Source organism: Nocardiopsis sp. iso_40 (genome assembly GCF_056173285.1).
In genome coordinates, this window is record NZ_CM149666.1 from 1,695,861 (window position 1) to 1,713,726 (window position 17,866).

Sequence of the window (17,866 nt, forward strand, 5' to 3'; positions counted from 1 at the left end):
GGGTCCGACAATCTCGCCACACGTCCGTTCGAGAGGTGTTTGTGTCATCTGCCAGTTCGACTCGCTCGAAGCAGTCCGAGTCACTGCAAGAGCCCGTCATTCAGCAGCTGATCGAGCGTGGGCGGTCCCAGGGCTTTCTTGAGCCCGAGGACGTGCGCCGTGCCTTCGAAGAGGCCGAAATCCCGATGTCGCAGGCGCAGTCCGTGCTCCGAAGCCTCGCCAAGGAGGGCGTGACCGTACTCGTTCCGGAGTCGGCCTCCTCGCGGCGCAAGACCACACGGCGCAAGACGGCCGCTCCTCGGTCCAGCACCACGACCCGCTCGACCACGAGCCGGGCCGCCAAGCCCGCCCGTGCGGCGGCCGCCCAGGAGCAGCCGGAGACGGTCACCGCCGTCGTCGACTCCTCCGAGGGCACCGCCGCCAAGAAGCCCGCGGCCAAGAAGACGGCGACCGCGAAGAAGGCGGCCGCCCCCAAGAAGACCGCGGCGGCCAAGACCACCGCCAAGGCCCCGGCCAAGAAGGCGACGGCCAAGAAGTCGGCGAAGAAGGACCTCGAACTCGCTTCGGGTTCGGGTTCGGGCGAGTTCGTCGAGGAGGGGCTGGACGACGACCTCGAGCACACCGGTGCCGAGCTGGAACTGGTCGAGGACACCGACGCCCCGGCCAAGCCCGCCAAGCCCGAGACCGTCGGTGCCCCGGTCAAGCCGAGCAAGGACGACGACTCCTTCGTCCTGTACGACGATGACGACGACGCCCCCGCCGCGCAGGTGGTCGCGGCCGGTGCCACCGCGGACCCGGTCAAGGACTACCTGAAGCAGATCGGCAAGGTGCCGCTCCTCAACGCCGAGCAGGAGGTCGAGCTCGCCAAGCGGATCGAGGCCGGCCTGTTCGCCGAGGAGAAGCTCTCCGAGGAGGGCGAGGTCCTCACCTTCGAGCTCCGCGACGAACTGGAGTGGATCGCCGAGGACGGCGGCCGCGCCAAGAAGCACCTGCTCGAGGCCAACCTGCGCCTGGTCGTGTCCCTGGCCAAGCGCTACACCGGCCGCGGCATGCTGTTCCTGGACCTGATCCAGGAGGGCAACCTCGGTCTGATCCGCGCGGTGGAGAAGTTCGACTACACCAAGGGCTTCAAGTTCTCCACGTACGCCACGTGGTGGATCCGCCAGGCGATCACCAGGGCGATGGCCGACCAGGCCCGCACCATCCGTATCCCGGTGCACATGGTCGAGGTCATCAACAAGCTGGCCCGCGTCCAGCGCCAGATGCTCCAGGACCTGGGCCGTGAGCCCACCCCGGAGGAGCTGGCCAAGGAACTCGACATGACCCCGGAGAAGGTCGTCGAGGTGCAGAAGTACGGCCGCGAGCCGATCTCCCTGCACACTCCGCTGGGCGAGGACGGCGACAGCGAGTTCGGTGACCTCATCGAGGACTCCGAGGCGATCCAGCCGGGCGAGGCGGTCAGCTTCACCCTGCTCCAGGAGCAGCTGCACTCGGTGCTCGACACCCTGTCCGAGCGCGAGGCCGGCGTCGTCTCGATGCGCTTCGGTCTGACCGACGGTCAGCCGAAGACTTTAGACGAGATCGGCAAGGTCTACGGGGTCACCCGAGAGCGCATCCGGCAGATCGAGAGCAAGACGATGTCGAAGCTCCGTCACCCCTCGCGCTCGCAGGTGCTCCGCGACTACCTGGACTAGTCAGCCGGTCCGGGTGAGGACCCACGTTTCAGGCTGAGACGACGAAAGCGAACAGGCGCGCTCTCCCGGGCTCCGGGAAGGCGCGCCTGTCGTGTTCGGTGCCCTGGTCCGCTCACGGGCGTGGCGACCCCCGCGTGTCCCTCGCATGACTTCAGGCACTTCACTGTCCCCGCACGGAGTCCGATCTCCATCCGATGCCGCCCATGCTGCCGCACGCCCTGTAGGTGTGGCATAAAGTCGCCCTGATCCGGTTTCCTGCGCGGCTCACACCGTCCGGGGGCGCGCCCGGCGACGGGCGCCTTCGCCGGTCGGCGGGGTCGGGGAGGCGCCAGGGGACGCCTCACGCGGTCAGTCGCGGACGATCACGTCCATCGTGCGCGCGGTCCCCGGCCTGGTCGCGGGCGGCAGCTCCACGGTGTGCCCGAGGTCCCGCAGCGCCGAGACCAGCTCCTGTGGCGTGCGGGCCCGGACGTTCTCGCTGACCAGGGCACGGGCGACGTCGCCCCGGGTGGCCTTGGCCATGTGGCTGACCACGGAACGCCTGGTCACTCCGTCCACCTCGCGCTCGCGCAGCACACGTACCGCCACGGTCCGCTCGGCCGCCTCTCCGGCGGGCTTGAAGGCCGCTGCGTAGGCCGCCGAGCGGCAGTCCACGAGCAGGCGCCCCTCCGTGAGCTCGCCGAGCGGCCCGGCCAGCGCCCTGCGCCAGTACGCGCCCAGGCCGCCCAGCGGCGGCAGTTTCACGCCCATGGCCAGCCGGTAGGGCGGCAGCCGGTCGGCGGGGCCCACCACGCCCCACAGGCCGGAGAACACCAGGATCCGGTCCCGGACGAGCGCCTCGTCCCCGTCGAGCAGCCCGGACAGGCCGAGACGGTCGTAGAGCACGCCCGTGTAGAGGTCGGCGGCGCGCAGCGTGGGCGCGGTGGCCACGTCCAGGTTGCGTTTGAGGGCCTCGCTCTGGGACGCCGACAGGCCGAGGACCTCGCGCGCGGCGTCCTCGGGGCCCGAGCAGAGTTCGGCCAGCGCGGCCGTGACCCGCTCCCGTGCCGGGGCCAGCTCGGGCAGGGTCAGCGCGCCCTGGTCCAGGCGGGGCCCGTCACCGGAGGTGGCCTTGCCCTCGGAGGGCGGGAGCAGGATGAACATCTGAGGATTCTCCAGGTCGTGCGTGGTGCGGGGCCGAGCCCATGCTAGGCCGTCGCTCGATCGGGCGTGCTCCTGCCGGACGCCTCCCGGGGCGCGGGTGCCGGGCGGGCGCCGTGGAGGAGACCCGGTGCCGGCCCGGACGGATAGGATCTGCGGCCTCCGACCGTAGGACAGCGAGGGAACGAACATGCACGCATGGGCGGAGCGGGTGTCACGGGACTGGCCCGCGTTCCACACCCGCACGCGGGGCGGCTGGCGCTTCGGCCTGGCCGACGGGATCACCAAGCGGGCCAACTGTGCCCTGGTGCGGGACCCGGGAGCCGACGTCGAGGAGGTCACCCGGTTCTACCGTGCGCGCGGGCTGCGGCCCTGCGCGCAGGTGTGGCCGGGGGAGGAGGAGGTGGACGCGCGGTTGGCCGAGCACGGTTACGCGGTGGTGGAACCGACCCTGGTACTGGCCAGAGAGCTGCGGGAACGCCCCCGGGGGCCGGGGGCGACCGGGATCTCGGACACCCCCACGGAGCGCTGGAGGGAGCTCTCCTCCCAGACGGGCGCGGGCGCGGACCACGCCGAGGGCGTCGTGCGCATCCTGAGCCGGGTGAACGCCGTCTACGGGGTCCACGGGGACGGGGACGGCCGGGGCTGCGCGGTGCTGGACGGGGAGTCGGTGGCGATCTGCGCCATGGTCACCGCACACCGCGCCCGCGGGCGCGGTGTGGCCGGGGCGGTCCTGGCCGACCTGCTGGCCCGGGCGCACGACGAGGGCGCCCGCCGGGCCTACCTGTGTGTGGTCGCCGACAACGAACCCGCTCTGCGGCTGTACCGGGGCGCGGGGTTCGCGGAGGTCTCGCGCTACCACAACCGGGTGCTGGCCGACTGAGACCCGCCTTACGGCCCGGTCGCGGGACCGGGGGAGCCCGCCGACCGCGGGTCCCGACAACGAGGGCGGCGGCCCCCGTTCTCCGGGGGCCGCCGCCGACGTTTCGTGGTCGTTGTGGCTAACGCTCTACCGCGCGCTACTTGCTCTCGTTGAGCTTGTCCGTCTCGTCCTGGATGTCCGAGGCGATCTTGCGGATTGAGTCGTCATGCTTGCGCATGTGGTGTGCGCAGAACAGGAGTTCGCCGCCGGAGTTGAACAACACTCGGACGTACGCCGGTGCACCACAGCGGTCGCAGCGGTCAGCAGCCGTCAGCGGCTGAGTGGGGGCAAGGGTTCCAGTCACTTCGCCATCCTCAATACTCGGCGTTAGTCACCTCTGACAACATCTAACCCGACCCAGACGTTCCCAACCGGACCCCGTGTACGCCGACAGCGGAATCCGACCGATTCATGCCTGGGTGTAGCGCTATGGCACCTTTCTTGTCGGAGACCGTCTCTGCTCCTTGTTGTACCCCCGGGTGAGGCACGGCTATCCCCGGAAAACGGGAGTATCCAGGTCGCATCCACCGGAGGTGGTAGTCTCGCGCGGGGCAGGCCCGTCCGACCCCGCGTCGGCCCGTGGAGCCCGTCACAGCGGCCCCGGCGACGAAGCCGGCGCCCCGGATCCGGGGGACACGGCTCCGCCCACACACGGCCGTGCCACCACGGAGCCCCCGGCTCGTCGTAGCCTGGCCCCCTCAACAGTCGGTGCGGCGCGGTACGAAGGGCACGCACCGCACAGCGCCCCGATTGCCCCTCAAGACGCAGGAGATGTCCGAGTGACCGCCTTGACCGCAGCCGTCCACGATCCCGAGGATTACTCCGCCCGGCACCTGTCGGTCCTCGAGGGCCTCGAGGCGGTGCGCAAACGGCCGGGCATGTACATCGGCTCCACCGACAGTCGCGGCCTCACCCACTGCATGTGGGAGATCATCGACAACTCCGTGGACGAGGCCCTCGGCGGCCACTGCGGGCGCATCGACGTGACCCTGCACAGCGACGGCTCCGTCGCCGTCAGCGACGATGGCCGCGGTATCCCCGTCGACACAGAGCCCAAGTCCGGCCTGTCCGGTGTCGAGCTGGTCATGACCAAGCTCCACGCGGGCGGCAAGTTCGGCTCCGGGTCCTACACCGCCTCCGGTGGTCTCCACGGCGTCGGCGCCTCCGTCGTCAACGCCCTGTCCGCCCGGGTCGACGTCGAGGTCGACCGCCAGGGCAGCACCCACGCGCTGAGCTTCCGGCGCGGCATCGCCGGGCGCTTCGCCGGAGCCGGGCCCGACGCCGAGTTCACCCCGGTCTCCGGGCTTGAGCAGACCCGCAAGATCGCCAAGAAGATCACCGGCACCCGGATCCGCTTCTGGCCGGACCGGCAGATCTTCCTCAAGGACGCCGATATCACCCGGGAGAACCTCCTCGACCGGGCCCGCCAGACCGCCTTCCTCATCCCCGGGCTGACCATCGCGGTGCGCGACGAGCGCGCCGAGGGCGAGCCCGCCTACACTGAGGAGTTCCGCTTCGACGGCGGGATCAGCGAGTTCTGCACCTTCCTGGCCCCGGACGAGGCGATCAGCGACGTCCTGCGGATCCAGGGCTCGGGCAACTTCACCGAGACCGTCCCGGTCCTGGACGAGTCCGGCCACATGGTCCCCGCCGACGTCGACCGACGCCTGGACGTCGACGTGGCCCTGCGCTGGGGCACCGGCTACGACACCACCGTGCGCTCCTTCGTCAACGTGATCGCCACCCCCAAGGGCGGCACCCACATCAACGGCTTCGAGCGCGCCCTGGTCCGGGTCGTCAACGACCAGTTGCGCGCCACCAAGCTGCTCAGGAACAACGACGACCCGGTCACCAAGGACGACACCCAGGAGGGGCTGACCGCGGTCGTCACCGTGCGCCTGCCCGAGCCGCAGTTCGAGGGGCAGACCAAGGAGATCCTCGGTACCTCCGCGGCCTCCCGTATCGTCTCCCAGGTGGTGGGCAGGGAACTGCGCGAGTTCCTCGCCTCCACGAAGAAGGCGGAGAAGGCCAGGGCGCGCAGCGTCATGGAGAAGGTCGTGGGTGCGGCCAAGGCCCGTCTGGCCGCCCGCCAGCAGCGCGAGACCCAGCGCCGCAAGAACGCCCTGGAGAGCTCGGCCCTGCCCGCCAAGCTGGTGGACTGCCGCAGCGAGGGACTCGAGCACAGCGAACTCTTCATCGTGGAGGGCGACTCCGCGCTGGGCACCGCCAAGCTCGCCCGCGACTCCGAGTTCCAGGCCCTCCTACCCATCCGGGGCAAGATCCTCAACGTGCAGAAGTCCTCGGTCGCGGACATGCTCAAGAACGCCGAGTGCGCGGCGATCCTCCAGGTCATCGGGGCCGGCTCGGGCCGGACCTTCGACCTGGACGCCGCCCGCTACGGCCGTGTCATCCTGATGGCCGACGCCGACGTCGACGGCGCGCACATCCGCTGCCTGCTGCTCACCCTCATCTACCGGTACATGCGGCCGATGCTGGAGGCCGGGCGCGTGTACGCGGCCGTCCCGCCGCTGCACCGCATCGAGCTGACCAACGTCCGGCGCAAGCGCGGTGCCAAGCCGGAGGACCGCTACATCTACACCTACTCCGACGCCGAGCTCTCGCGCACCCTGCTGGACCTGGAGAAGCGCAAGATCTCCTGGAAGGAGCCGGTGCAGCGGTACAAGGGTCTGGGCGAGATGGACGCCGACCAGCTCGCCGAGACCACCATGGACCCGCGCCACCGCACCCTGCGCCGCATCCGGGTGGAGCAGGCGGAGGAGGCCGCCTCCGTGTTCAACCTGCTGATGGGCAACGAGGTGGCCCCGCGTCGCAGGTTCATCCAGGAGGGCGCACAGGAGCTCGACCTGGAACGCATCGACGCCTGACCCGGGAACACGGGGGCCGCGCCGTTGGACGGTGCGGCCCCCGTCGTCCTTCCGGGCCCCGGCCCGCTCAGGGCGCCTGCGGCGGCTCCCAGACGCCGTCGGCGAAGAACCGGTCGATGGCGGCCCGGTACGGAGCGGGGTCCAGGCCCCGCTCCGAGACCCAGGAGTCGTTGTAGTAGCTGTGCTGGTAGCGTTCGCCGCCGTCACAGATCAGGGTGACCACACTGCCCCTGCGCCCCTCACGGAGCATCCTGGCGACCAGGTGCCACACCCCCCACAGGTTGGTGCCGGTCGAGCCGCCCGCGGACCGGCCGGTGAGGTCGTGCAGGTGGCGCATCGCGGCGATGCTCGCGGCGTCGGGGACCGGCATCATCAGGTCGATCACCGAGGGGACGAAACTCGGCTCCATCCGCGGACGGCCGATGCCCTCGATCCGGGACGGCATGCCGGTCGCGTAGTCCGGGGCACCGGTCACCCAGCCGGGGAAGAACGCGGAGTTCTCCGGATCCACCACGGCCAGGCGCGTGTGCAGGCGTCGGTAGCGCAGGTAGCGCCCGATGGTCGCCGAGGTGCCGCCCGTTCCCGCGCCCACCACGATCCAGTCCGGGCATGGGTGGCGCTCCATCGCGAGCTGCTCGAAGATCGACTCGGCGATGTTGTTGTTGCCCCGCCAGTCCGTGGCCCGCTCGGCGTAGGTGAACTGGTCCATGTAGTGGCCGCCGGTCTCGGCGGCCAGGCGCTCGGCCTCGCTGTACATCTCCGGGGGGTTGTCCACGAAGTGGCAGCGGCCGCCGTACCGCTCGATCAGGGCGATCTTCTCCGGACTGGTCCTGCGCGGCACCACGGTGATGAAGTCCAGCCCGACCAGCTGCGCGAAGTAGGCCTCCGAGACAGCGGTGGAGCCGGAACTGGCCTCCACGATCGTGGTGCCCTCGGTGATCCACCCGTTGGCCAGGCCGTAGAGGAACAGCGACCGGGCCAACCTGTGCTTGAGACTGCCGGTGGGGTGCACCGACTCGTCCTTCAGGTACAGGTCGATGCCCCACTCCGGGGGCAGCGGGAACACGTGCAGGTGGGTGTCGGCCGAACGCGTGTCGTCCGCGACCACCTTGCGCACGGCCTCGTCGGCCCAGGAACGGGCGCTGTCCGAACATCGGTCGACCCAGGCCTGGCCCGGGTCCTGTCTGTCAGGTGTGGAAGCCATGCTCAGCAGGCTAGCCGGGTCCGGTCCCGCCGGTGCCGCACACCCGGTTCAGTCCAGCGAACCGCCGGACATCACCGCGTGCATACGCCGGTAGGTGGCCGCCTCCCCGTGGCGGCTCTGCCTCTCCAGCGTGCGCGCGAGCGCGATGTGCGCCCAGTTGTCCACCGGGTCCAGTTCGATCAGCCTGCGGAAGGCCGACTCGGCCTTGTTGAGCTGGGCGGAGCGGAAGTAGGCGCGGCCCAGCAGCTCCAGGAGGGAACGGCTGTCCGGTTCGTCCTCCACCGCGGGTTCGAGGGTCCGGGCGGCGTAGATCGGGTCGCCCAGTTCCAGGAACATGCGGGCCCGGTTGAAGGTGTCGTAGGTGCTCTCTTCCACGGTGCTCCTCTCGGCGGCCGCCTGCCGTCGCGGATGACAACGGCCGCCGGAGCGAGCGCATTCCCGCCTCAGAGGTCGACCGGCTTCACCCTCCCGGTGTCCACGTCGTAGAGCGCACCGGCCACCGGGAGCCCCTGGGGGAGCAGCGGGTGGTGCCGGATCCGCTCCAGGTCGTGCCGGAGCGCGCCCAACTGGTCGTTGTCGGTGTGGAACTCCAGGCTGCGGGTGTCCACCCCGTGCTCCTCCAGGATGAGGTCGTGCACGGCGTCGTCGCTGGCCACCGAGGCCATCTTGCAGCGGGTGTGCGGCAGGACCAGCACCCGGTCCACCCCCAGCAGGTACACCGCCAGGACGAGGGTCCGCAGGGTGTCGTCGGTGACCCGGGCGCCCGCGTTGCGCAGGATCTTCGCGTCACCGGGCTGCAGACCCAGCATGTCGAGCGGTTCGATCCTGGAGTCCATGCAGGTCACCAGAGCCAGACCGCGGGCCGCCAGCGGTTTGAGCCCGGCGAGTGAGAACTCCTCGGCGTAGGCGGCGTTGGCGCCGAAGACATCGTCGAACGTCCCCGGGGCAGGGGTGGTGTCCTGGTTTTCACTCACTTGGTGTCACTCCCTATGCGTCATCGGTGCACGCCGGTGCCGTGCACACAGGTAAGCACACCCGTGTGCACGGCACCCCGCGTCAAGCTCAGGTGTTCGCTCCGGGCGCGGTGATCCCGGAGTCGGTCTGGCCGCTACCGACCGTGGTGATGGCACGCGGCAGAGCCTCGCCGGAACCGTCCCTGCGCTCGGTCAGGTCCGGCAGCCGGACCGGCTTGCCGTCGGCCCGGGAGGCCCGGGCCGGGGCGCGTCCCACCCATGCGAACAGCAGGGTGTCCTCGCCCTTCAGGTAGCGATGGCAGCGTACACCGCCGGTCGCCCGGCCCTTCGAGGGGTAGGCCTCGAAGGGGGTGACCTTGGCGGATCCGGGCTGGGTGCCCTCCAGGGCGTTGCTGCTGCCGGAGACGGTCACCACGACCGAGTCCTCCGGGCTGGGCACCGCGCCGAACCACAGGACGCGGGCCTCCTCGGACAGGCGGACGCCGGCCACGCCCCCGGCCTGCCGGCCCTGCGGACGGGCGGTGGCCGCCGAGAAGCGCAGCAGTTGCGCCTCGGAGGTGATGAAGACGAGGTCCTCCTCACCGGTGGAAAGCTGGGTGAGGCCGACGACGCGGTCGTCGTCCTTGAGCGTGATGATCTCGAAGTCGTCCTTGTTGGGCGGGAAGTCCGGCGCGACGCGCTTGACCACACCGCCGACGGTGCCCACGGCGAAGCCGGGGCCGGAGTTGTTCATCGACACCACCGACACGACCCGCTCGCCCTCGTCGAGCTGCACGAACTCGCCGACGTCCAGACCGGCTGCCAGGGGCGGGCGCTCCGGTTCGCCCTCGCCCTGCTCGGGGAGTTCTGGCAGTTCCACGACGGGGACGCGGATCATCCGTCCCAGGTCGGTGACGAAGCCGATGTCGGACCGGGACGTGGTCGGGACCGAAACCTCGATCGCGTCGTGCGGAGTCCGCAGACCCTCGTACACGCGCGGCGGCGCCGCACCCTTGGTCCGCGCGATGTGGCCGTCCACACCGAGCAGCACGTGGCAGGGCTGGTCGGCCATCTCCAACGGGATCACCGCGGCGCGGGCCGCGCCGTCGCTCTCGCGCAGCTGGGTGCGGCGCGGGGTCGCGAACTTCTTCGAGACGTCGTTCAGCTCCTTGGAGACGACGCGGCGCAGCTTCTTGTCCGACTCCAGGATCGAGGTGAGCTCCTCGATCTCCTGGTTGAGCCTGTCCCGCTCGGTCTCCAGCTCCAGCCGGTCGAACCGGGTGAGCCGGCGCAGCGGGGTGTCGAGGATGTAGCGCGCCTGGATCTCGGACAGGTCGTAGGCGCCCATGAGGGACTCACGGGCCGCCGCGGTGTCGTCGGCCTCGCGGATGAGCGCGATCACCCGGTCGATGTCGAGCAGGGCGACGAGCAGGCCGCCGACCAGGTGCAGGCGCTCCTGGCGCTTCTTGCGGCGGTGCTCGCTGCGGCGGCGGACCACGTCGAGCCGGTGGTCGACGTAGACCTCCAGCAGCTCGCGCAGCCCCAGCGTCTGGGGCTGGCCGTTGACCAGCGCCACGTTGTTGATGCCGAAGGACTCCTCCATCGGCGTGAGCCGGTAGAGCTCCTCCAGCACCGCCTCGGGGTTGAAGCCGTTCTTGAGCTCGATGACCAGGCGCAGGCCCTGGTTGCGGTCGGTCAGGTCCTTCAGGTCCGAGATGCCCTGGAGCTTCTTGGACTGCACCAGCTCCTTGATCCGGCTGACGACCTTCTCCGGGCCGACGCTGTAGGGCAGCTCGGTGACGACCAGGCCGGTGCGGCGCGCGGACACCTTCTCGATGGAGACGGTGGCGCGGGTCTTGAAGGTGCCGCGGCCCTTGCGGTAGGCGTCGCGGACCCCGTCCAGACCGACGATGGTGCCGCCGGTGGGCAGGTCGGGGCCGGGGACGAACTCGGTGAGCTCCTCCAGGGTGGCGTCGGGGTGGGCGATCAGGTGGCGGGCCGCCGCGATGACCTCGCCCAGGTTGTGCGGGGCCATGTTGGTGGCCATGCCCACGGCGATGCCTGAGGCGCCGTTGACCAGGAGGTTGGGGAAGGACGCGGGCAGGACCTCCGGCTCGGTCTCCTGGCCGTCGTAGTTCGGCCTGAAGTCGACGACGTCCTCGTCGATGGAGGAGACCAGCAGTTCGGCGGCGCTGTCCAGCCGGGCCTCGGTGTAGCGCATGGCCGCGGGGGCGTCGTCGCCGCCCAGCGAACCGAAGTTGCCGTGGCCGTCGACCAGGGGCACACGCATGGCGAAGGACTGGCTGAGGCGCACCAGGGCGTCGTAGATGGCGGAGTCGCCGTGGGGGTGGAGCCGACCCATCACCTCCCCGACGACACGGGCGCACTTGACGTGCCCGCGGTCGGGCCGAAGGCCCATTTCGTTCATCTGGTACAGGATGCGCCGTTGGACCGGTTTCATACCGTCGCGCGCGTCGGGCAGAGCGCGTTGGTAGATCACCGAGTACGCGTACTCCAGGAAGCTGCCGCGCATCTCCTCGGAGACGTCGATGTCGATGATCTTTTCGGCGAGATCCTCGGGGGGACGGGAAGTAGTACGGGCCATGTCCGTAATTCTGGCCTGTTCCGGGGACTGAAACGTACGGGGGCGGGGGTTCGGGCGTGTGTGAGTCGTGCGACTAGGGGGGTTTCGCCCGTTCACGGGTGGGTTTTCCGCCCCGGAAGGCGGGGCCGGGAGGGGGAACTCCTGGCGGGGACGGACCGTCGTGGAGCGGTCCGCCCCCGCCGCGGGCGTTCGGCGCCGGTACGGCGCCCGCGGTCAGTCGGTGAAGGGGATGCCCAGGGTGGCGCCCTGGCCGCCGCCGATGCGGATCTCGGAGTCCTGGCCGCCGAGGGCGCTCCAGACCTCCAGGCGCACCGATCCGCCCGCCAGGTCGGCGAACTCGCCGTCAACGGAGCTCAGTCCCCGGCTCTCGGTGTAGACCTCCCAACCGGGCAGGTCGTTGGTGGCGAAATAGTGGTGGGTCTCCTCCCGGTCGTGGCTGCCGTCGCCGTCGAAGTCGTAGGAGACGCGCACCTGCACGGCGTTGCCGACGCCGTCGCCGGAGTCCACCGGCAGGGCGAAGGTGGTGCCCTCGCCGGTGAAGGAGCCGTTCAGGCCCTCCAGTTCGAGCACCACGGCGTCCGGGGGCGGGGTGCCGTCCTGGTTCCGGCCGTCGGCGCTGGACACGGTGACCGCGCCCTCCGTGCCGTCCGGTTCGGTGGCGAGCGCGGTGGAGCCCAGGTGCAGGGTGCCCTCTCCCACGTTGCCCTCGCCCGGCCCCGGGCCGGGGTCGCCGTCGTCGCCGTCGCCGGGGTCGCCCCCGCCCCCCTCGCCCACGGTGGAACCGAGTGCGCCCGGTGCGACCTGGAGCGTGGTGCCGTCGGAGAAGGTCACGGTCAGCGGGTCGGAGCCCGGGTTGAAGGCCGTGTAGGCGCGTTCGGCCCCGTTGTCGAACACGGCGTAGTGGGCGGTGTCCGCGGTGACAGAGACGTCCACGTTGCCGACCTCGGCGAGCGTGGACACCCACTGGTAGGTGTGCGGCTTGGACTCGCCCGCCTCGGGTTCGTAGGTCCGCCACTGCTCCTCGAACATCCTCAGGGCGTCCTCGCCGTCGGAGAGCGCGCGGTGCGCCCAGTGGATGTCCCGCCAGATCTCGGGTTCGCGGCCGAGCTTGTCCAGGAGCGACTCGTGGACGGCGCCGGCGTGCTCGGGGTCGTGCCCCAGGTACAGCGAGCCCGCGGTGATGGGCAGGTAGTTGATGCCGTAGTGCTCCTCGTGGCCGCCGTCCCACCAGATGCGGTAGTCGCCGCCGTCGCCCCACACCATGCCGACGACGTCCTCGTCGAAGTCCTCGGGGAAGGTGTCGCCGCCCTGGTTCTGCCAGTAGCGGGCGATGGTGGAGGCCTGCGTGGTGTGCAGGTAGACGCCCAGGTCGCGCAGTTCCTCGTCACCGGTCAGGGCCCCGAAGGTCGCGGTGGCGGCGGCGAAGTGCATGCCCTCGGAGGAGGACTCCTGGTTGTTGCCCGCGGCGAACCCGGCGTGGCCGGAGGCCCAGCCGTGCCCGGCGTAGGGGGAGAAGGAGCGCAGGCGGGGGAACATGTCGCTGTCGGGGTCGGTCCCGGCCACGTCGTCGATGAGCAGGCGGATCATGCCGCCCCAGGCGTCGTCGTCGGCCCAGTCGCGGTCGTAGCGGGCGACCACGGCGGCGGCGGAGACGAAGTACCCGTAGTGGAAGTCGTGGTCGTTGATCTCGGTGGCGGCCCCGAAGCTGTCGGGGAAGCCGAGCATCGTGCCCCAGGTCTGGTCGTGGTGGAAGCGGCGGGTCCCGTCCGCGGTCAGCCAGTCCTCCAGCCGCCCCTTGACCAGGGCGAGGAGTTCGTCGCGCGCCTCGGTGTGCCCGATCGAGTCGGCGATGGGCACGAGCTGGGCCAGGCGGCCCATGGCCTTGCCGTCCCAGTAGGTGTCGCCGGGCTCGGGGAAGAGTTCCTCCTCGGCCAGCACCTCGTCGATCAGGGCGGCCAGCCGGTCGTGGTCGGCGCTGTCGACGGTGGGCAGGCTGGGCATGATGCCCTGGGTGGTGAGCTCGGTGGTGAAGGAGGCGCCCTCGGAAACCCTCATCTCTCCCCGGGGGGAGGCGTAGGACAGGTCGGTGAGGTCACCGGTGACGTGTTCCCACTGGTGCGGGTAGAGCGCGGTGAGCGTGCCCGTCTCCGAGCCCTCCCTGGCCTCGGTCTCCAACCGGTAGGTGCTGGTGAGGGTGGCCGCGGACTCGTCGTAGTCGTACTCCACGAGGGAGTCGGTGACGAAGGAGTGCGCGTAGGGGGCGAAGGCGTCCAGGTCCTCGGGCGAGGGCAGGACGGCCACCGAGTAGTACCCCGCGTCCCCGGTGTCGGCGGTGAGGGTGTCGCCGGACAGCGACCAGGGGGCGTCGGAGGGGGCGAACAGGGCGTAGTGCCTGCCGTTCACGGTGGCGCCGACGGTGGATCCGTCCTGGTGCCAGACCTCGGGGGTGCCGGTGAAGGTCACCTCGGCGTCGCCGCCCCCGGTCTCGGCGTAGGCGAAGGGCAGGCCCTGGCCGATGGTGACGCGCAGGGTCGAGCCGCCGCCCTCCCAGTGCGCGGTGACGGTCCAGTCGCCGCTGTCGGCGGTGCGGGTGTCGGGCGACTCCAGCCCGGCGACGCCGAGCGAGAGGTCGGCGACGGCGGTGTACTCGTACTTGAGGCCCTCGCCCACGAGCCGGTGGGAGTCCGGGTAGCCCATGTTGAGGCCGCCCTCGTGGGGGAGGTAACTCAACGGGTGGGCGAACAGGTTCTCGCCGTGGGGGTTGTCGGGGTAGCGCTGGAAGATCAGGGAGGACCACCACTCGTTGGTGGGGGCCGGGCCCTCGAAGTCGTCGGTCACCTTGGGGGCGACCGGGTTGCCGTTGAGGTCGGAGGGGCCCGAGGCCCCCTCGGGGAGGGCGGTCGTGTAACTGCCCGAGCCGACGGGTACCTGGGCCGTCTCGGCCGAGACGGGTGCGGCGCCGCCGGTTCCGGCGCCGGTGACGGCAAGGGTGGCGCCGCCGACCACGAGCGCCGAGGCGGTGGCGAGCAGGCCGAGCCTGCCGCGCGGCCCCGGGCGTGCGGGGTGGCGGTAGCGGGGGTGTGCCATCGTCTGCCTTTCGTGCTTCTCGATGGGACGCGAACCCGACGGGAGCGCTCCCATAGGACATGAGCCCTGACGCTGAGTGTTGGGGCGGCTTCGCCGAAGCGCAATGGCACCTAACTGGAAAGTTTCTATTCTGTTACTAGGGTGAACTTGTGGGCGAATATGGAACCGGGTTCCGTTATGTGTCGCTTTTGGGCTCTGCGGTCTGGGCCGTTGGCCGCCCTGGCCAGCTTCGGACACGAATGGCAGTTGCCTTGATGCGCTCTGTCGTCAAACATGGATTCATCATGAATATCCGTGACTAGCCGAGAGGCTTGATGCCATGCGTCTGGAGTTCCTGGGTACTGACAGCCGAGTAGGTAAGTGCCCGACCCTCTACCGGACCGACCGAGGCACCATCGTGGTTCAGGGGTACAGGGTCACCGACCCCGAAGCCCTCGCCGACCTGCGTGACCTGGCCGAGGACGAGACCGTGGTGGAGATCCCCGAGAAGCTCCTCCGCTTCGCAAAAAGCAAGAACGAGGAGTAGGTAGGCGTGACGAGGCTCATCACTGACGAGGAGTTCGCGCAGCAGTTCCTCGACTTCGAGCACACCACCTGGAAGCTGGAAGTCCGGGACCGGTACAACGTCTCCGGCGAACAGGAAGAGTTCGACTACTGGTTGCGCACCGGCGACACCTCCCTCGAAGAGAAGTACGCCCGAACCTCCACCTGGCACCGCAACGTTCGCCGGGCCCGTGAGGCCGGGAAGCTCTGGCAGCGGGTCCGCGTGGTCAGCGAACCGCTGAGCGACTACATCCGTTGGGAGCACGCCGCCACCCAGTTCAACCAGGAGGCCGGGGAGGACATCCGCTGGCTTCCCCGCCACCATCCGTCGGTCGAGCGGCTGCCGCAGCGCGACTTCTGGCTCTTCGACAGCCGTTGGATCTGCGTCCTGCACTTCGACGAGGACGACGTCCCCTACGAGTACGAGGTCATCGACGACCCGGCAACCGTCGCCCAGCACTGCCAGTGGCGTGACATCGCCTGGCACTACGCCGTCCCCCACCGTGACTACGACCCCGTGTCCAGGAAGCGGTTTACTGCGTAGGTGTCCTACTCCCTCGAACGTGCCCGCCACGAGATCGGGCGAAGTCTGCGCGAGCTGCGCACCGGTGCGGGCCTGACCGGTGCGCAGCTCGCGGAGTTGGTGGGCTGGAGCCAGCCGAAGGTCTCCCGGTTGGAGACCGGTCGCCAGACTCCCACCAGCGCGGAAGTACAGGCATGGGCTGGCGCGTGCGGCCGGGAAAGGGCTGCCGAGGAGATCGTGGACCGGCTCCGCGTCCTGGAGTCGATGTACGTCGAGTGGCGGATTCAGACACGTGCAGGCATGCAAGGACCGCAGGCTGAGGCGCACCGCCAGGAACAGCGGGCCTCGTTGCTTCGCATCTATGAGTGCACCGTCGTGCCGGGCATCCTCCAGACAGAATTTTTCGCGCGGGCGGTACTCACCCAGTTCGCAGGATTCAGTGGTGTGTCCATCGGTGTGGACGAAGCGGTCCGCAAACGCCTCCAACGCCAGGAGACTCTCTACAGCAGGCGCAAACGGTTCCGCTTTCTCCTCACCGAAGGTGTGCTCCACACCCGCTACACCGACCGTGACGCCATGGTGGAGCAGCTCGACCGGCTCACCTCGGTTTCAGCACTCTCCAATGTCTCCCTGGGCATCATCCCGTTCGACCAACGCGTGGTCTTCGACCCGGGGCACGGCTTCTGGATTCACGATGACCGGCTCGTCACCGTCGAGACCCTGTCGGCGGAGCTGCGCCTCACCCACTCCAGTGAGGTCGAGCAGTACGTCCGGGCCTTCGACCTGTGCGCGCGGGCGGCCAGGTACGGGCAGGAGGCCCGCTCCCTGATCCTGCGTGCGATCGACGCCCTGAACGGAGAATAGGCAGGCGTATTCACGTCTATTCATCCCCGTCCACCAGGCACCGTCCCCTGCCGCATAGCTGCGCATTCCGCTTTCACTCCTCCTGGCCGCTCCCTAATCTGGCTCTGCGAACACAAGCGATCACCTCCCACCTCTGGAGCGGCCCGTGTTCATCACCGCCACCCTGTACGGCAAACACGACGACAACTCCACCGCAGACGGACACAAACCCGACCGGCCCGTCCCTCCGCCCACCCCCGACGACGGAGGTTCCGGCGGGGGCAAGCACGAGAGGGACGGCAAGTAGTGATTCCGTCCCACGAGAAGCTGGTCGCCCGCCTCGTGCAGGCGGGCGACCTGCCCCAGCACTGGCGGGCCGCGTTCGAGCAGGTGGAACGGCACCGCTTCCTCCCCGACCAGATCACCGACCCTGACGGGGCCACCGTCGACCGGATCCGTGAGGCGGACCGCTGGCTCACCCTGGCCTACGACGACATCCCGGTCGTCACCCAACTCGACGACGGCACCGGGGGCGGTTCCGGGTACCCGACCAGCTCCGCCTCCCAACCCTCGATCGTCGCGGACATGCTCCGCCGTCTGGACGTGTTCCCCGGGATGCGGGCCCTGGAGGTCGGCACCGGGACCGGGTACAACGCGGCGCTGTTGTCGCACCTGCTCGGTGACGACTCCGTGACCAGCATCGAGGTGGACCCGGAGCTGGCTGAGCAGGCCCGGGTCAGCTTGATGTCGGCCGGGTTCGCGCCCCTGGTGGTCACCGGGGACGGCACCCAGGGCTGGCCTGCCCGAGCCCCCTTCGACCGGGTGATCAGTACCGCCGCCGTGCAGCGGGTTCCCTACCACTGGATCGCCCAGACCCGGCCCGGCGGCAGGATCCTCACCCCCTGGGGCAACGCCTTCCACAACGGGGTCCTGGCCGACCTCCAGGTCGGGCCGCACGGCACCGCGCAGGGGCGCTTCGGTGGTGACGCGGCCTTCATGTGGGTGCGCGACCAGCGCGTGCCCAGGCGGGTGGTCGAAACCCACGTCCGCCCCCGGGAACAGGAGTTCACCACCGCCCGAACGAAGCTGCACCCCTATGAGCCGGTCGGGGACTTCGAGGCGAGCTTCGCCATCGGGTTGCGTATGCCCACCGTGCTGAACCGGGTCGAGTTCCCCGACGAGGACGAGCAGCGGTTCACGGTGTTCCTGGTCGATCCCGGTAGCGCCTCCTGGGCGTCCTGGCACATCGACCAGACCCCGGGGGCCTCCGACCACGAGGTCCGCCAGCACGGTCCCCGTGCCCTGTTCACCGAACTGGAGGCAGCCTATGGGTGGTGGCAGCGGAGCGGTCGGCCCGAGCACACCCGCTTCGGCCTGACCGTGTCCGCCGACCACCAACAGATCTGGCTGGACCACGAGGCGAACACCGTCACCCTGGCCCGAACCGCCTGACGGTCCGGGCCGGTC

The 17,866-nt window shown here is 70.0% G+C and carries 15 protein-coding genes; 8 read left to right on the top strand and 7 right to left on the bottom strand.

Translation table 11 applies throughout. The features are described from left to right. Window positions 1-41: 41 nt before the first annotated feature. Entirely contained in the window at window positions 42-1,694 is a 1,653-nt protein-coding gene (locus AC0VYD_RS07450) for an RNA polymerase sigma factor (protein ID WP_475479196.1), read from the top strand. Window positions 1,695-2,042: 348 nt separating this feature from the next. On the opposite strand, the gene yaaA is transcribed toward AC0VYD_RS07450, so the two are convergent. Beyond that, window positions 2,043-2,837 (bottom strand): peroxide stress protein YaaA, encoded by a 795-nt coding sequence (gene yaaA / locus AC0VYD_RS07455; RefSeq protein WP_475479197.1) that lies wholly within the window; start codon window positions 2,835-2,837, stop codon window positions 2,043-2,045. 187 nt (window positions 2,838-3,024) lie between these two features. On the opposite strand from yaaA, the gene AC0VYD_RS07460 reads away from it, so the two are divergent. Next, window positions 3,025-3,717 (top strand): GNAT family N-acetyltransferase, encoded by a 693-nt coding sequence (locus tag AC0VYD_RS07460; RefSeq protein ID WP_475479198.1) that lies wholly within the window; start codon window positions 3,025-3,027, stop codon window positions 3,715-3,717. A 136-nt stretch (window positions 3,718-3,853) separates the two neighbouring features. Here AC0VYD_RS07460 and AC0VYD_RS07465 read toward each other — a convergent pair whose 3' ends face one another. Beyond that, window positions 3,854-4,060 carry a DUF7455 domain-containing protein gene (locus AC0VYD_RS07465; RefSeq protein WP_475479199.1) on the bottom strand — a complete coding sequence of 69 codons (207 nt, stop codon included), beginning with the start codon at window positions 4,058-4,060 and terminating at the stop codon, window positions 3,854-3,856. 475 nt (window positions 4,061-4,535) lie between these two features. Here AC0VYD_RS07465 and AC0VYD_RS07470 point away from each other — a divergent pair, with 475 nt between their 5' ends. Continuing rightward, entirely contained in the window at window positions 4,536-6,641 is a 2,106-nt protein-coding gene (locus AC0VYD_RS07470) for a DNA gyrase/topoisomerase IV subunit B (protein WP_475479200.1), read from the top strand. 67 nt (window positions 6,642-6,708) lie between these two features. Here the strand turns inward: AC0VYD_RS07470 and cds1 are convergent, their stop codons facing one another. The 5 genes from cds1 to AC0VYD_RS07495 form a co-directional block, all read right to left on the bottom strand. Continuing rightward, the gene (gene cds1, locus AC0VYD_RS07475) at window positions 6,709-7,845 is read right to left on the bottom strand and encodes an L-cysteine desulfhydrase Cds1 (protein ID WP_475479201.1); all 1,137 of its coding nucleotides are present in this window, start codon (window positions 7,843-7,845) and stop codon (window positions 6,709-6,711) included. Between the two features lie 48 nt (window positions 7,846-7,893). Further along, the gene (locus tag AC0VYD_RS07480) at window positions 7,894-8,220 is read right to left on the bottom strand and encodes a tetratricopeptide repeat protein (protein WP_475479202.1); all 327 of its coding nucleotides are present in this window, start codon (window positions 8,218-8,220) and stop codon (window positions 7,894-7,896) included. Window positions 8,221-8,288: 68 nt separating this feature from the next. Then, entirely contained in the window at window positions 8,289-8,819 is a 531-nt protein-coding gene (locus tag AC0VYD_RS07485) for a beta-class carbonic anhydrase (RefSeq protein ID WP_475479203.1), read from the bottom strand. Window positions 8,820-8,907: 88 nt separating this feature from the next. Further along, the gene (locus AC0VYD_RS07490) at window positions 8,908-11,403 is read right to left on the bottom strand and encodes a DNA gyrase/topoisomerase IV subunit A (RefSeq protein ID WP_475479204.1); all 2,496 of its coding nucleotides are present in this window, start codon (window positions 11,401-11,403) and stop codon (window positions 8,908-8,910) included. Window positions 11,404-11,616: 213 nt separating this feature from the next. After that, window positions 11,617-14,490 (bottom strand): glycosyl hydrolase, encoded by a 2,874-nt coding sequence (locus AC0VYD_RS07495; RefSeq protein WP_475479205.1) that lies wholly within the window; start codon window positions 14,488-14,490, stop codon window positions 11,617-11,619. 319 nt (window positions 14,491-14,809) lie between these two features. Between AC0VYD_RS07495 and AC0VYD_RS07500 the strand changes: the two genes are divergently transcribed. The 5 genes from AC0VYD_RS07500 to AC0VYD_RS07520 all read left to right on the top strand — a co-directional run bounded on the left by AC0VYD_RS07500 (window position 14,810) and on the right by AC0VYD_RS07520 (window position 17,851). Next, complete coding sequence (locus tag AC0VYD_RS07500) at window positions 14,810-15,016, top strand: hypothetical protein (RefSeq protein WP_191273082.1); 207 nt, start codon at window positions 14,810-14,812, stop codon at window positions 15,014-15,016. Between the two features lie 6 nt (window positions 15,017-15,022). Beyond that, on the top strand, window positions 15,023-15,577 hold the full coding sequence (locus AC0VYD_RS07505) for a DUF6879 family protein (protein WP_475479206.1): 555 nt from the start codon (window positions 15,023-15,025) through the stop codon (window positions 15,575-15,577). Continuing rightward, on the top strand, window positions 15,578-16,420 hold the full coding sequence (locus AC0VYD_RS07510) for a helix-turn-helix domain-containing protein (protein WP_475479207.1): 843 nt from the start codon (window positions 15,578-15,580) through the stop codon (window positions 16,418-16,420). A 145-nt stretch (window positions 16,421-16,565) separates the two neighbouring features. Beyond that, the gene (locus AC0VYD_RS07515) at window positions 16,566-16,706 is read left to right on the top strand and encodes a hypothetical protein (protein ID WP_191273772.1); all 141 of its coding nucleotides are present in this window, start codon (window positions 16,566-16,568) and stop codon (window positions 16,704-16,706) included. After that, entirely contained in the window at window positions 16,706-17,851 is a 1,146-nt protein-coding gene (locus AC0VYD_RS07520) for a methyltransferase domain-containing protein (RefSeq protein WP_475479208.1), read from the top strand. Before AC0VYD_RS07515 ends, AC0VYD_RS07520 begins: the two co-directional genes overlap by 1 nt. Window positions 17,852-17,866 lie beyond the last annotated feature (15 nt).